The organism is Marinobacter sp. G5_S1_61_S3, from assembly GCF_054968585.1.
This window is the reverse complement of the sequence record NZ_JBQKUK010000023.1, coordinates 14,492-29,627: the sequence shown is the minus strand read 5'-3', so window position 1 is coordinate 29,627 and position 15,136 is coordinate 14,492. Positions and strand designations below refer to the sequence as shown.

Here is a 15,136-nt window from a genome sequence, read left to right as displayed (position 1 = left end):
ACCAGTGAAACCATACACCGCTGGCAAACAAGGGTTCGCTTTACATGCGTCTGATCCGGGGCCTGACCAACCTGAAAAGCCTTTCGCAGCAGGACGAAGCTCCGCTCGCGAACGGGTGCGTTGCCACCATCGGGAATTTCGATGGGGTGCATCTTGGGCACCAGACCATCATCGACCAGGTTCATGAAAAAGCACTGGAGCTCGGCGTGCCTTCCGTGGTGATGGTGTTTGAGCCCCAACCCCGTGAGTTCTTCCAGGGCCGTGACGCACCCCCACGGTTGATGCCGTTCCGGCAGAAATTTGAATTGCTGCTGGCGTCTGGCATCGACGTTGTCCTGTGTTTGCGTTTTAACGAGCGGTTCCGGAGTTACTCTGGTATGGGCTTTATTGAAGACGTTTTGATAGATGGCCTCGGAGTTCGCCATCTCGTGGTAGGGGACGATTTCCGTTTCGGTTGCGACAGGGCTGGCGATTTTTCGCTGTTGCGGGCAGTGGGTGAGCAACGCGGCTTCACGGTGGAGAATACCCGTACCGTGACGGTGCACGGCGAGCGTGTCAGCAGTACCCGAATTCGAGGTGTGCTTTCAGAGAACCGGATCAACGACGCCGAGGATTTACTGGGCCATCCTTACCGCATCCGAGGGCGAATCGTTTATGGCCGCCAGTTGGGGCGGCAGATTGGCGCGCCCACGGCGAACATTCTGTTACCTCATATGCCGGCGCTGAAAGGGGTCTATGTGGTAAGCGCAACCCTTGAGGATGGCCGTGTTCTGGACGGCGTAGCCAACATTGGTTTGCGCCCCACGGTGGATGGTAAGCAGCCGTCCCTGGAAGTGCACCTGTTTGACTTTGCTGGCACACTTTATGGCCAGCGTCTTGATGTGGTTTTCCGCCATGCCCTGCGGGACGAGGTGAAATTCGACTCGGTGGATGACCTCAAGGAGCAGATTGCCCGTGACTTTGACGATGCGCGGGCTTGGATTGCAGGCCATGGCTCCTCAGCCACCGAACGTTGACCGACATTTAACAACCTGAGCTACGCACCATTACCATGAGCGACTACAAGCACACTCTGAATCTGCCTGAAACCGCCTTTCCCATGCGCGGTAACCTGGCCAAGCGCGAGCCGGACATGCTCCAGCGCTGGCAGGACCTGGACGTATACGGCAACCTGCGCAAGCAGCGTGAGGGGCGAGACAAGTTCATCCTCCATGATGGCCCTCCTTACGCCAATGGCAGCATTCATATCGGTCATGCGGTCAATAAAATCCTCAAGGATATGATCGTCAAATCCCGCAGCTTCATGGGTTACGACGCGCCTTATGTGCCGGGCTGGGACTGCCATGGCTTACCAATTGAGCACAAGGTGGAGCAGGAGATTGGCAAGGCGGGTGTGAAGGTGGATTACAAGACCTTCCGTCAGGCCTGTCGTGATTACGCTACCAAACAGATCGCCGGCCAGAAGGCCGATTTCATCCGCCTTGGGGTGATGGGTGAATGGGGAAAGCCGTACCTGACCATGGATCCGAAGGTCGAGGCGGGCATTGTGCGTGCTTTGGGCAAAATAGTCGCCAAAGGCCATCTGGTGCGCGGGTTCAAGCCGGTGTACTGGAGCGTGGTCGGTCAGTCTGCACTGGCGGAAGCCGAAGTTGAGTACCAGGACAAGACATCAGTACAGATCGATGTGCGGTTCACGGTCGTAGACCAGGCGCACGTGCTCGACCTGTTTGGTACCGACAAGGGTGAGGGTGATGTATCGGTTGTTATCTGGACGACGACACCCTGGACCATTCCCGCCAACCAAGCTGTTTCACTGCACGCTGAGCTGGAATATGCTCTGGTACAGACCGATGCCGGACATGGACGGGAGCGTATGATCCTCGCCGCGGACATGGTGGATGGCATCATGTCGCGCTGGGGTGTTGAGAACTATGAGGTACTGGCGACTGTACCAGGCGCCACGCTGGAAAAACTGGATCTGCATCATCCGGTGTATGACAAGCAGGTGCCGCTGGTCCTGGGCGACCATGTGTCCACCGACGCTGGTACCGGCGCCGTCCACACGGCCCCCGATCATGGCATGGAAGACTTTGAAGTGGGGAAGGCCTACGGCATTGATACCATCAGCCTGGTCAAGGCCGATGGCACCTATACCCAGGCCGCCGGTGAGTTTGCTGGCGTTCACGTCTACAAGGCGGATGACCCTGTGTGTTCAGCTCTGGAACGCGAGGGCAAGTTGGTCCGGGCGGAGAAGTTCAGCCACAGCTACCCCCATTGCTGGCGTACCAAGACACCGTTGATCTACCGAGCCACCCCTCAGTGGTTTATCAGCATGGAGAAGGAAAACCTCCGTGACGACGCCCTGGAAGCCATCAAGGGTGTGCGCTGGGTGCCTGCCTGGGGGCAGAACCGCATCGAGGCCATGTTCAGGCAATCCCCGGACTGGTGTATCTCGCGCCAGCGTACCTGGGGCGTGCCGATCACATTGTTTATCCACAAGGAAACGCAGGAACTGCATCCGGATACCCAGAATCTGATTGAGGCGGCAGCGAAGGAAATCGAAAAGGGCGGTATTGACGCCTGGTACGACATCGATACCACTGAGCTGCTGGGCAGTGATGCCGACCAGTATGAAAAGGTGTTGGATACCCTGGACGTATGGTTTGATTCCGGAGTAACCCACGAATCCGTGCTGCGTCCCCGCACCGAACTGGGTCAGTTCCCGGCAGATATGTATCTGGAAGGTTCAGACCAGCACCGTGGCTGGTTCCAGTCGTCCCTGAAAACCTCCATCGCGATGAACGGCGTGGCGCCGTATAAGCAGGTGCTGACCCATGGCTTCACTGTCGATGGTAAGGGCCGCAAGATGTCCAAGTCCCTGGGCAACGTGATCGCGCCCCAGGAAGTGATGAACGAGCTGGGTGCCGATATCCTGCGTCTATGGGTGTCCGCGACCGACTACAGCGGTGAAATGACGGTTTCCAAGGACATCCTCAAACAGACTGCGGACGGTTATCGTCGTATCCGGAATACCGCCCGTTTCCTGCTCAGCAACCTCACGGGTTTCGATCCGGAGCAGCATGCCGTTGCGCCAGAGGATATGATCGCGCTGGACCGCTGGATGGTCGACAAGGCCCTGCAGCTGCAGACGGAGCTGCATGAGGATTACCAGAATTACGCGTTCCTGCGCATCTACCAGAAGGTGTACAACTTCTGCGAGGCCACCCTGGGCGGGTTCTATCTGGATATTATCAAGGACCGGCAATACACCACTCAGGCCGACAGCCGCGAGCGTCGCTCCTGTCAGACGGCCCTGTTCCATGTGGCAGAAGCGCTGGTGCGTTGGATTGCGCCGATCCTGAGTTTCACGGCCGATGAAATCTGGCAGCACCTGCCCGGGAAGCGTGGCGATACCGTGTTCTACGAAACCTGGTATGAAGGCCTGACAGCACTGCCGGACGACGCCGAACTGGGCCGTGATTACTGGAGCCGTATTTACAGCGTTAAAGAAGCGGTGAATAAGTGCCTGGAAGAGGTTCGTGGCAGGGGAGAAATCAAAGGTTCCCTCAGTGCGGAAGTGACTCTCTACTGCGAAGGCGACCTTGCCAAGGATCTGCAGTACCTTGGTGAAGAGTTACGCTTTGTGCTGATTACTTCGGAAGCCACGGTAGCACCGGTGTCTGACGCCGGCGACGCGGAGCCGACGTCCCACGAGGGATTGCTTGTAAAAGTAAACCCCGCCGGACACGCCAAGTGTGAACGCTGCTGGCATCATCGGGCCGATGTCGGTCAGAGTGAGCAGTATGGCGACCTGTGTGGTCGTTGTGTGACCAACGTGGAAGGGCAGGGCGAGTCCCGCTCGTTCGCCTGATGGACGTCACCTTGTGGAAAGCGTAATGACCAATACGGAAGAAACCGGCTCCAAGCTCCGCTGGCTCTGGCTGGCGGTGCTCGTTATCGTGCTGGACCTTGGGAGCAAGGCCATGGCTACGGCCATGCTGACCTATGGCAACCCGGTACCGGTAATGCCACTGTTCAATCTGACCTTGCTGCACAACACCGGTGCGGCGTTTAGCTTTCTGGCCGGTGCCGCAGGTTGGCAACGCTGGTTTTTTGTTTCCCTGGCACTGGTGGTCAGTGTAGTTCTGGTTGTATGGCTGAAATCCCTGCGGCGCCATGAAACCTGGTCGGCGATTGCCATCGTATTAATCCTTGGCGGCGCTCTGGGTAACGTTTACGACCGTGTTGTTCATGGCTACGTGGTCGACTTCCTGCATTTTTACTGGAACGGCTACCATTTCCCCGCTTTTAACATCGCCGATACGGCCATCACCATTGGTGCCGGTATGATGATTCTGGATATATTCCGCAAGCCCCGGGAACCGGATGCGGACAACAGGAGCGACAATCGCTGATGAAAGAACTTCCCGTAGATCAGGGCACTCGCGTTACGCTTCATTTTGCGTTGAAGTTCAGTGACGGTGAGATCATTGATTCCACTTTCGAGAAAGAACCGGCAACACTGGAGATTGGTGACGAGAGCCTGCCGGAAAATTTTGAGGCCTACCTGATGGGTATGACGGCGGGCGACCGCAATAGCTTCGAAGTACCTCCTGAAAAGGCCTTTGGGCAGCATAATCCGAGTAACGTGCAAACGTTCAAGCGGAGTGAGTTCAGCGCGGACATGGTGCTTGAAAAGGGGGTTATGATCTCATTCGCGGATGCGCGTCAGAGTGAGTTGCCGGGCGTCGTTAGTCGTGTGGAAGGAGATCAGGTCGAGGTGGACTTTAATCACCCTCTGGCGGGGCGTACACTGACATTTGAAGTGGAAATTATTGATGTGGAGCCTGTTGGTCGGGCCCACTAAACGCATTTTGGTCCTCCCGCAGGCTTCTGCAAACTTGTTTGATATCTCAGGGCAATTCTATGCAAATCCGACTCGCTAATCCTCGTGGTTTCTGTGCCGGTGTCGACCGCGCTATCGAAATAGTGAACCGTGCCCTGGATGTCTTTGGTGCGCCCATTTACGTGCGCCATGAAGTGGTGCATAACAAATTTGTGGTGGACAACCTGCGCAACCGCGGCGCTATCTTTGTGGATGAGCTGGAAGAGGTGCCGGACGACAAGCTGGTGATCTTCAGTGCCCACGGTGTGTCCCAGGCGGTGCAGAATGAAGCCGCGCGCAGGGGGTTGAAGGTGTTCGACGCAACCTGTCCTCTGGTAACCAAGGTTCACCTCGAGGTGATGAAGTACAGTCGCGATGGGCGTGAATGCATCCTCATTGGCCACCATGGTCATCCAGAGGTGGAAGGCACCATGGGGCAGTATGACCATGGCAACGGTGGCGATATCTATCTTGTGGAAGACGAGAAAGACGTTGCCGAACTGGTCGTGAAAGATCCGTCCAGGCTGTCTTATGTAACTCAAACCACGCTTTCCATGGACGACACCGCCCGAGTCATCGATGCCTTGCGTGAAAAGTTCCCGGACATTCAGGGCCCTCGCAAAAACGATATCTGCTACGCCACGCAGAACCGTCAGGATGCTGTGAAGCAGTTGGCCGGTGACTGTGACCTAATGCTGGTAGTGGGTTCGCCGAACAGTTCCAATTCCAATCGATTGCGGGAGTTGGCAGAGCGCATGGGAACGCCTGCCTATCTTATAGACCAATCAAATCAAATAGATCCGACGTGGCTCGAGGGCAAGCAATCCATTGGCGTGACTGCTGGCGCGTCTGCCCCGGAAATACTGGTCAATGAGGTAATTGCGCGTTTAAGGGAACTTGGCGGCGAGGTGCCCGAAGAGATTGAGGGCAGGGAGGAGAATATCGTTTTCTCGATGCCTAAAGAATTGCGAATCGATGCCATCGAAGTCTGATTGTGATGGCATCGTTCGTGTCATATTCGTTTACCAGCACCCTGCTGCCTGGTCTGCGCCGCGATTACCCTGTTCATCCAGCGTAAGAGTTCCACAATCATCGTCTGTCTGAGGTCCGGTTGGAACTGCCTGCAAGGTAAACGCATTCCGGGCTACGTTCCCCACAAAGCTGATATCGTAGAACGCGTCTCCGTTCTGCGGCGACTGATCGAATGGCAAAACAGGATTATTACCCCCATCGCGATAATCAAAACCGTTGGAGTATCGACGCTCCATCCATTGGGTGAGTTCTAGCAGGTCTGCCTGCGCAGTTGTTCGTCGGGTTTGCTCCATCTGGCTCTGATAAAGAGGAAGCGCTATTGCTGCGATGATGGCAATGATCGCGACCGCAATCATCATCTCGATCAACGTAAAACCTGAGTTCGAGTGAGTCTTCAAAATCGTTATCCCTCTTAGTTTACTAGTGGTCGCCATTCCCGCATGGTCAGTTCAGAACTTCAATTTTTTGCACCAGTCGAGCGCCAGATCTCTGGTCCGCTATCCCTCCGAGTTCCAGCTTAAGACGATCACCCTGTGCGAGCCGTTGGACGACCTGTTCCCGTGACCAGGTGCCACCGTTGAACGTGATGACGCGCTCAAGTACGAAAGAATAGTCGTCAATGACCAGCATGAACGAATCGGGGTGGACAAAGTTCACGGTTCCCTCAAAAACAACGTTCTCGAGGGATATCGGATTGCCCTCCATGACTTCATCGTCCGCCTGGGCGAATGCCATGCCGCTTGTCATTGTTGCCGCCAATGCGATTAGGGCTACGGCAAGAGCTCTGCGTGGTTGATTCAGTAGTAAGCGAGTAATCATAGTATTTTCCTGCTACTCAAATAAAAGATAGTTAGCTCGTGATCGGCCAAGGCAGCTTCTTAGCGAAGCTGCTCCCACGTTTGTCGGCCGATGCTTGAGTCCAGGGAACGGGCACAGAGTCCATCCTCGCATGGATCTCCCGGTGACAACTGGTTGGGATCCAGGCCCGGTATCACTACTTCTGCGTCGCCGTCTTCGGTCGCAATCGTACGGTTTTCACCGCCGTAACCCACCTGGATGCCGCTTGGCGCATAGCCGCCTACGATATCACCCGCGTTGAAGGTGCCATCGCTGTTAAGGTCGAACACGGGGGCCTCAGAAGGAACGCCGGTTGTCAGTTTAAGATCCATAATAAACCCGGTACGCCCGCTTCCGCAGGGGTCATCATCAGGGATGACGGTAGTGAATCGAACCCGATCCGGGTTTACACCAAACGGGAAGGTTGCCCGGCTGATAACTCGCTCTCCCTGTTTGTTTGAGTTGTAGGCAAGGTCCAGGTACCAGCCTTGCTGATTTGTCGACTGGTTGCTGGAGGTTTCCCGGACCGTAAAGCTGTTGGTACCGTTCCCTGACGCCCTATTCACAACGACATCTTCCTGTCTGGTGATGGTCTGTTGCACCAGGTCATCTCGTTCCAGCCCTGACGCGGTCAGATCGTCTTTTACGGCGTACAGTGTCTGGACATCGTAGTCACCTTCGTCGCCGTTTCGCAGGAAGCTACCGGTACCGAACGCTGCTACGAGTTCGTCACTGTTATTGGGGTTGAGCGCGACCCGGGGAGCCACAGTGATCGGTTGACTATTACCGTCAGGGCTTTCGGCGGTGAATACTTTGGTTGCGTCCCACTTGTTAGTGTTTCCAGTAAGGTCGAATCGCCAAAAATTGCCTAACAGATCGCCAGCGTAGGCATAACGGGTGATGGCATCTGTTTCCGGAAAACTGGTGATGGTAGCGGAGGCAAGGCCGTTTGAGTTCGCAGCGCTACCGGCTCCGGTTTGGAGTTCTTTGACGAGATTGCCGGTTTCCAGGTCAACAACAAACAGACTGGATTGACCGCTGGCCCCGTTGTAGCCATTTCCAAAAATGGCTACCCAGGTTCCATCGTCGAGGCGGGAAATCTGCGGATCGGTCACTCCGTATCCGAGATTCGGATGTTGGAACTCCCACAGCACATCATCTGCTGGAGAGAATGAGCCTGGCTCGGTTATATCAAGCGCAAATACTGTTTTGCCACCTTTGCCCATAGTTCCCAGAAGCACAGTTCGCCACTCGGAACCGTTTCCGTCCTTATCAATATAGGCATCCTGTACTCGTGGTGTGCCATCCATGAAGTATCGGTGGGTGTAGTTGGGCTTCATCAGCTCTGAAATGCGGGCATATGTATTTGAGCCCGAGGGGAGCAGCAGTTCTGATGGAATGTAGCCAAAGAGCTCTTTGCCGGTTTCGCCATCGAAGGCGTGCAGTATGCCGTCGTTGGCAGGCACATACAGTGCATCGATCCGGGTTTGGTAAGTATTAGTAGATCGGAATGAACCGTATTCGCTCCCTTCGGTACCACCCAGGCGTGCAAACCCATAGTTGGTTTTACCGACGAACTGCGGGTTCGCGTTGATGACATCACCCAGAAGCCGGAGGACGGTATTACCTCCAGCGTCAGTGCCCTGCCTGCTTCGGAGAGTTGCGTGAGCGTCATTGTCGCCATGAAGCCAGGCCAGTCGATTATGGCCAAGGTTATCTTGAGTGGCGTTCAGTGTTGGGTCGGCATTCAGCGCATCGCGTTGAGCAGCCGAGAGGTTAGAAAGAGAGCTGGCCGATGCGAATTCCAGATCAATGCCGCTACTTCCATTGTGGGTGATCAATTTCCGGTCTGTCGGGAGCGTCTGTCGCAGAATTTCTTCGGCATCCCAGAGCTGTTTGCCCTGGTCGAAGCTGAACCCTGACAAAGTGCCGGACCAGTCTTCACTGCGGAAGCCCGCAAAGAAACCCAGGGAGTCAGCGCGCAAGACTGCCGAACTGACAGCTGCGGATGAGGCAGATGTCTGTGAGCGAGCAATTACATCACCAAGGAAACTCTTGATTTCGTCGGCGAACTCCTTCGGGTTCTGCGCGCTGGCATAGCCACCGCGACCGTTGATCGCCGCATGGAGCAGGTCATCAATGTTGGCAGGGCTTCGGTTCGAGCCAGGTTCGGGCCAGTTGATGGTGATGTTGTTGTCCGGGTCGAGTGCAGCAAGTGCATCGGCTTCCTTGATGTCGCCTGTGACGCCTAGCCCGATCGTGAAGGTTGTCATGTGCTGCCAGAATGCCGGGTCGGTCGATGTGACGGGGACCTTGTTACCGAGGTCTGTGCGCAGATCGTTTTTCCAGTACTGCATCGCAACATCCGCCAGAGTGTTGGAATGCCCGTCGGTAAATGGCGACACGGCTGTGTAGTTGAAATCGGAGCCATCGGGGTCCGGATTGGTGTAGGACGGTCCCGGCGTATTGTCGACATTTCCGACAGAGGGGCTGCTTCCGTTCCAGATACCATCGGTCATAATAAGGGAGAAACTTTGGCGGCATTCAATATGTGCGGTACTGTCATTGGTGCCAGGAATTTCTCCCCACGGGCCCCGATTGTCAGTACGGGAATAGTACTTGCCGACATCCCTGAGTGCCGTTCTCAGTGGGGTGCCGCCGTTTACACTCTTGTTGTGAAGCCAGGTTAGAAATTGCTGGCGTCGAGCAGCTGTGTATGGGCGCACTCCACTGACAAGGGTATCTGTGTCGTTTACGCCATCAATGGTGTTGTTGTTGACGTTAATGGCGCCATAGCCAACCCGGATATTGTCTGGAAGATCAAAGAAGGCTTCCGTGATCCCCGATTTGGCCGCCAGGGTCCGCGTGCTGTAATAGGAAAACCAGTTCGCATAGTTCTGCTTGATCTCGGCGGATGCATTATTGAGAAGAACGGGGGTGTAACAATCATTTTGTCGGGGGTTGCTGTCGCAACTCGTGGAGGAGTTGAACTGCATGTAGAAACCTTCTTCGATGCTCCCGATACTATCGAAACGTATATCGTCACGAAGATCATCCCTTCCATCGGATTGATCAAACCCGTTTACCCACGCGTTGTTATAATCCGAGTCAGGATAACGACTACTGCCGTCTGGCTTGAATGGCGGCTGATACGTTATTGTTGGGTCGTAGTAGATCTTGTTCACACGGCTGGAGTAGTAATACCGGTTGCCGCCATGCCCATCAAGGTCATCGGGCATGTAACGCCACGCCATGGATCCGGAATCGTCATAGACAAACACCAGGTTTGAATCGACAGATTCTTTCAGAAACAGTGGCACCTGAGCCAGGTTGACCTGTGCCATGGCGGATTGCATTGTGCAGATTGAAAACACAAGGCTGGTGCTGAAGACGCTTAGTTTCGAGTAGCGCGAGCGCTTGTGTGATGCTGTCTTGAACGTTTTCATGGCAAACTCTCCAGTTGGAGTCAGCAATTCATTGTGATGTTTGTCTGGCGACGGTTTTTAACACACGCCGTCATTTACTCTGGTGGTAACAAAACCGTAGATTGGAGTACTGTGACTGCTTCATCGCTTCCCCCTTGGGCCCGAGACGTTGCCAGGTAGCGCTCGAAGCAGGGCTGTCCGGGTTCGATCGGGCACACATCCGCAAGACGCGCGAGATGGTAGGCAGGTTGTGCGCTTACATCCGGACCAGCGACCCCGGTGCCAGATCGGGCAGGGTTGTTGCCATCCCAATCCCACGGGCTGTCGAGCATTGCCTCGCTGAAGGCTGTCACACGGGTACCTGGGGTGTTCAGAATATCGTTTTCACTCTGTCGTAACGTCGCTTCTGAAGCCTGAAACGAAATCGCACTGTCGTGAGCGTTGCTCGCCATGCGTTCCTGCATCACGGATCCCTGCATGCCGCCGATGGCTAGCAGAGAAATGATCAGCAGCATGACAAGGGCCACGATCAAGGTCGCTCCGCGCTGGCGTTTAGTATGAGGGCTAACGTCTACCATAGGCGGCTTCACTCGATTCCGGGTCGCTTTCATTACATTCTCCCCCTGAGTGCAGTGGTGCTGACGGAGATAAGCCGAACACGTCGGTCCCCGTTGTTTGCCTGGGAGACTTCACTGCCAAGCATGTCAAAGTTGCGATTATTTTCTTCTTCCAGCACTTCGTCCTGGCTGCGGGTCATGACCGAGAATCGAACACTCACGATGGTGTTCCAGTCGACTACCTCGTCGGCGGGGACATAATCATCCGCGGCGCTGGTTCCACCGGTATCTTCGCCATAGAGGATCTGCAATGTTTCAACGCCGGAGACCAGCTCCTGGGGGTTCTGGAGCGGTGTCATCATGCGCCGGAATAAGGCAGGCTCTCCGTTGGTGCCCTGGCCGATGTAATAGGCCATTGACGTAAACTGATAGACCCTGGTTTGAGGGTCGTAATTCAGATTGAAGTTATTACCGTTATTGCCCGGATTGACATTGCCGCCAGCCATTACGATGGAATTGGAATTGGCATTGTTGCTCTTCTGAAACATTTCGCCTTCAGAGCAATCGCCACGGGTGGCCAGAACGACGGATCCGGCCTCCACTCCTGAGTCGTCAGCAAGGTTAATACTGTTACCATTCTGGGGAACGGCGGGGTTTAACGGCACACCAATAGAAGTCAGGGCATTGACAATAATGACATCGGAATTGGTGATCACGGAACCCGCAAGATCGGCGGGCAGGTTCGCACCAGCGGTTCCTGAGGCCCAGTTACCGGCGCCGGGCGTTGCCATGGCGTTTGCCAGCGTGACGCTATCTCCCGGGCCGGTTCCCGTGTACTCCCAGCCCTGGAGTGCCTGATCCAGTGGTACCGCCAGGCCGCCATTCAGGCGGTTGTCGACAACCTGGTCAAGTGGTCTGCCCATTTCTGCAAGGCAGCCAAAACTGCCGGCAGAACGGAGATCCGGTGTCAGGACGGCGGAAACAAATCGGGTGCTTTCCTGCGCGTGGGCAAGGCCCTGCGTCTGACGATAGGTCTCATTCCCGCTCAGATAAATTTGGATTACTCCAAGCGTAAGAATGAGGCCGAGAGCTGTTGCAATCAGCAGCTCAACCAGCGACAGGCCTGATTGGCTGGCCCCAGGACGAGTATCGGGGGCAGAGGGAGCGCGGAACTTTGACATGATCAAATCTGAGTCCTCACTACTACAGGGTTCATGGCCTGGTCGTTCTGGTTCCAGTCTATGGTGACTGTAACCACGTTGGTTAAGGGATCGACTGCAACGGTACGCTCAGCCTCTGGAAGAAGGCAGGCGAGGCTGTTTTCCCAGGCGGCAATGTCGTTGGCTGCAACGGTTGCATTTGCCGGTACGAAAGATGTGGCGCAATCACCACCATCAGCGCCCTGCGCGTCGTCCTGAGCCAGGGCATAGTCACCGGGATTGTCGGAATTCGCACGAATTCGGTCCAGCAGGTCTTCCGCGAGCAGGACCGCCTGGCTCCGGCTCTGGGACTGAGAGTTCATTTGCAGGGAAACGACCTGTGTTGAAGCAACGCCCAGTATGCCGATGGCAAGGACCAAGACAGTAATGAGGATCTCGATCATTCCAAGACCGGACTGGTGTCTCGGGGAAGCCAGGCCGGAGCGGTGCTTAGATGTCTGAGTCATAGTTGGAGTCACGGGCATACTTCTCCGTCATCTACTTCGGTTCGTCCAACCGGGCTTACCCGGATCCTTCGGAAGGATATGTCACCACTGGCACAGCCGACCGGAGCGACGGTAAAGGTTTGAGCAGCTTGTGGAACAAGAAACCCGCGCCGGTCAAACACCAGATCGCCTACGCTTTCAGTAAAGGTAAGATTACCAGGTGACTCGAACCCGCGAATCTGGTCATTGGCGCAGTCCCCGGCGTCATCGCCTTCGTGCACACACCAACCGCCCCCCAGGCCACCATCGGTACTGAACGTGACGTTTGTGCCGCGTTTGATGGCTTCTGTTCTTGCAAGTTTAATGGATGACACCAGCAAGTTCGTGCCGGTTACCAGCCGATTGCTTTCTATCAGCCTGCCAAAGCCGGGGAGCGCAACAGTCGCAATGATCGCGAGAATGACCATCGTGATGAGTAGTTCTATGAGCGTGAAACCTGCGGTTCTCTTCAACATGCCAAATTCCGTTGGTAAGCCTCAGGTTAGTAAACCAAAGGCGCCATAGATATGCATCGCCTATTCGATGAACGGTCGAACATCCGGTATGGGCGGTATTCGGCGGCTGAAGATGAGGTTTCGGTCACACTCTGGGGGCGACCATCGGGCCTTTGTTCATGGGCCAGGGCAGGTGATGGTCGTTCCCCAGGGAAGTTTGATTTTCCCATCCCCGTCTTCGTCATGGAGTGTCCGAATGCGGCCGCCAATATTGAGGGCCAGGTAACTCATGTCAAATCTTCCGTTGGTTGATGCAGAACACGCGACGAGGCTTCCCATGGTGCCGTGACTCATACCTTTGGCAGATAGCTGGAAGTAGCCTCTTCCGGCTGTTCGGGAATAGAGGCTGGACTGCCCCCTCGTGAGCGTGAACACCCGGTGGACTTTTCCCGCATCCGGCCGCTTGTCGTTGTTTCTGTCTGGAAAGACGGAGACGGCGTTATTCCAGTCATCGGTACACCTCAGCGCGGGAGACAGCGGGCACACGGTGGTCAGGGTTTTCTGGTGAACGGCGTAGGATCGTGCGACGGCAAACATCCGGCGAGTGTCGTTGATCACATCGGTGTGGCGCGTTGAGGAGATAAGCCGAGTCCAGGAGGTGCTGGCAATTCCGGCGAGCATTGCGACCAGAGCGAGCGTGAGAATAAGTTCAACCAGGGTGAAGCCCCTGGTTCGGGCAGGGTATCGCATAGTCAACATCCATGTTGGTGGTTTGGTCTGGGCGCTTTTTTACATCCTGTAGAAAAGCGACATGAATTCTACCGTATATCAATGAACGGTGGTTACCGGCGAGAGAATTCTGAGATACCGTTCACTCCATTCCCAGCTTCTTGAGGCGGTACCGAAGCGCTCGAAAGCTGATTCCCAGACGCTTAGCGGCCGCCGTTTTATTCCATCGGGTGGCTTCCAGAGCCTTCTCGATGGCTTGTCTCTCTATGTTCTCCAGGTAGTTTTCCAGGTCAATCTCGCCATCGGGCACCGGGGCAGTCCCGTCATCGTTGGCCTCGCCTTCCGCGATAACCTGGGTGGGAGACGACGCCGTCTGTACACCATTTCCCAGGTGCAGATCGCCGGCATCAATTTGATCGGCATCGCAAAGCGTAAAGGCGCGCTCCAGAACATTTTCGAGTTCCCTTACGTTGCCCGGGAAATCGTACTGTTTGAGCCGCCCGATGGCGCCCTGGGTTAGCGAGGCGGGTTCGCATTCATATTCTTTACCGATTCTTTCGAGAATGTGGCGAGCAAGCAAGGAAATGTCGTCTGGTCGTTCCCGCAGAGGAGGCACGGCCAGTTCAATGACGTTGATCCGGTAGAAAAGGTCTTGCCGAAAAATGCCTTCCTGAACCAGATCTGGAAGGTTCTTATGGGTCGCGCTTAGTACCCGGATATCCACCGGAACTTCCTTGGTATCGCCAACCGGGCGGACAGCCTTTTCCTGAATTGCCCTCAGGAGTTTTACCTGCATTGCCAGAGGCAGGTCAGCAACTTCGTCCAGAAACAAAGTGCCACCGTTGGCAGATCGAAACAGGCCGTCTTTGTTTTCAACGGCCCCGGTAAAGCTGCCCTTTTTGTGCCCAAAAAATTCACTCTCCATGAGTTCAGAGGGGATGGCTCCACAGTTGACAGCTATAAAGGGACCGTCGCGGCGAGGACCCTGCAAATGAATCATTCTTGCGACCAGTTCTTTACCGCTACCCGATTCCCCGCTGATGAAAACGGGTGCCTGGCTTCTGGCCAGTTTCCGAGTTTGGCTTCGGAGTTTTTGAATTTCTGTTGATTTGCCGAGTAACAGACCCGGTTCATCGTCAGTGTCCTGAGTGTTGGCTTCGGCCTCCGACAACCGGAGAGCACTGTTGACCAACTCCCGAAGCCGCGGAAGCTCAACCGGCTTGGACACAAAATCGAAGGCACCGGCCTTCAGGGATTCAATGGCCGTATCCATGTTGCCGTAGGCCGTGATTACAGCCACAGGGGTACAGGGCGTATTCTGCTGTATCCAGTGCACAAGCTCGATGCCGTTGCCATCGGGCAGGTTCATGTCTGTCAGGCAGAGTTGTGGTTTGTGTTCACCCAGAAGCTTCTTCGCGCAGGTGATGTCTGGCGCGGTCAGGGTTGTTATTCCCATACGGCTGAGTGTGATTTCCAGAAGGTCCCGGATGTCGGGTTCGTCGTCTACGATCAGGGCGGTATGAGTGGTCATT

14 protein-coding genes are annotated in these 15,136 nt (G+C 55.4%); 5 read left to right on the top strand and 9 right to left on the bottom strand.

Annotated features, from left to right (window positions below):
* Positions 1 to 44: 44 nt before the first annotated feature.
* Genes ribF through ispH form a run of 5 tightly spaced genes read left to right on the top strand, consistent with a single transcriptional unit; the run spans position 45 to position 5,877 of the window.
* Complete coding sequence (gene ribF / locus ACTRWH_RS18890; RefSeq protein WP_075195681.1) at positions 45 to 1,016, top strand: bifunctional riboflavin kinase/FAD synthetase; 972 nt, start codon at positions 45 to 47, stop codon at positions 1,014 to 1,016.
* A gap of 35 nt (positions 1,017 to 1,051) precedes the next feature.
* A complete protein-coding gene (gene ileS / locus ACTRWH_RS18885; protein WP_462826730.1) occupies positions 1,052 to 3,871 on the top strand; it encodes an isoleucine--tRNA ligase in 2,820 nt (939 codons plus the stop codon).
* A 25-nt stretch (positions 3,872 to 3,896) separates the two neighbouring features.
* Entirely contained in the window at positions 3,897 to 4,415 is a 519-nt protein-coding gene (lspA, locus tag ACTRWH_RS18880) for a signal peptidase II (RefSeq protein WP_087148989.1), read from the top strand.
* Positions 4,415 to 4,867, top strand: coding sequence for an FKBP-type peptidyl-prolyl cis-trans isomerase (gene fkpB, locus ACTRWH_RS18875; protein ID WP_075195683.1), 453 nt, complete (start codon positions 4,415 to 4,417; stop codon positions 4,865 to 4,867). Before lspA ends, fkpB begins: the two co-directional genes overlap by 1 nt.
* A gap of 59 nt (positions 4,868 to 4,926) precedes the next feature.
* Entirely contained in the window at positions 4,927 to 5,877 is a 951-nt protein-coding gene (gene ispH, locus ACTRWH_RS18870; protein ID WP_041335403.1) for a 4-hydroxy-3-methylbut-2-enyl diphosphate reductase, read from the top strand.
* Positions 5,878 to 5,907: 30 nt separating this feature from the next.
* Here the strand turns inward: ispH and ACTRWH_RS18865 are convergent, their stop codons facing one another.
* The 9 genes from ACTRWH_RS18865 to ACTRWH_RS18825 all read right to left on the bottom strand — a co-directional run bounded on the left by ACTRWH_RS18865 (position 5,908) and on the right by ACTRWH_RS18825 (position 15,135).
* The gene (locus ACTRWH_RS18865; RefSeq protein WP_083637212.1) at positions 5,908 to 6,315 is read right to left on the bottom strand and encodes a type IV pilin protein; all 408 of its coding nucleotides are present in this window, start codon (positions 6,313 to 6,315) and stop codon (positions 5,908 to 5,910) included.
* A gap of 46 nt (positions 6,316 to 6,361) precedes the next feature.
* The gene (locus tag ACTRWH_RS18860) at positions 6,362 to 6,736 is read right to left on the bottom strand and encodes a hypothetical protein (protein ID WP_075195685.1); all 375 of its coding nucleotides are present in this window, start codon (positions 6,734 to 6,736) and stop codon (positions 6,362 to 6,364) included.
* Between the two features lie 59 nt (positions 6,737 to 6,795).
* Entirely contained in the window at positions 6,796 to 10,200 is a 3,405-nt protein-coding gene (locus tag ACTRWH_RS18855) for a PilC/PilY family type IV pilus protein (protein WP_462826729.1), read from the bottom strand.
* Between the two features lie 74 nt (positions 10,201 to 10,274).
* The gene (locus tag ACTRWH_RS18850) at positions 10,275 to 10,757 is read right to left on the bottom strand and encodes a pilus assembly PilX family protein (RefSeq protein ID WP_199480883.1); all 483 of its coding nucleotides are present in this window, start codon (positions 10,755 to 10,757) and stop codon (positions 10,275 to 10,277) included.
* 32 nt (positions 10,758 to 10,789) lie between these two features.
* A complete protein-coding gene (locus ACTRWH_RS18845; protein WP_075195688.1) occupies positions 10,790 to 11,917 on the bottom strand; it encodes a PilW family protein in 1,128 nt (375 codons plus the stop codon).
* A 2-nt stretch (positions 11,918 to 11,919) separates the two neighbouring features.
* Entirely contained in the window at positions 11,920 to 12,402 is a 483-nt protein-coding gene (gene pilV / locus ACTRWH_RS18840) for a type IV pilus modification protein PilV (protein WP_052479560.1), read from the bottom strand.
* A gap of 8 nt (positions 12,403 to 12,410) precedes the next feature.
* Complete coding sequence (locus ACTRWH_RS18835; protein ID WP_083637211.1) at positions 12,411 to 12,896, bottom strand: GspH/FimT family pseudopilin; 486 nt, start codon at positions 12,894 to 12,896, stop codon at positions 12,411 to 12,413.
* 156 nt (positions 12,897 to 13,052) lie between these two features.
* Positions 13,053 to 13,625, bottom strand: coding sequence for a GspH/FimT family pseudopilin (locus ACTRWH_RS18830; RefSeq protein ID WP_305937458.1), 573 nt, complete (start codon positions 13,623 to 13,625; stop codon positions 13,053 to 13,055).
* A gap of 121 nt (positions 13,626 to 13,746) precedes the next feature.
* Positions 13,747 to 15,135, bottom strand: a complete 1,389-nt coding sequence (locus tag ACTRWH_RS18825; protein ID WP_305937457.1) for a sigma-54-dependent transcriptional regulator — start codon at positions 15,133 to 15,135, stop codon at positions 13,747 to 13,749.
* Between the last annotated feature and the right edge of the window lies 1 nt (position 15,136).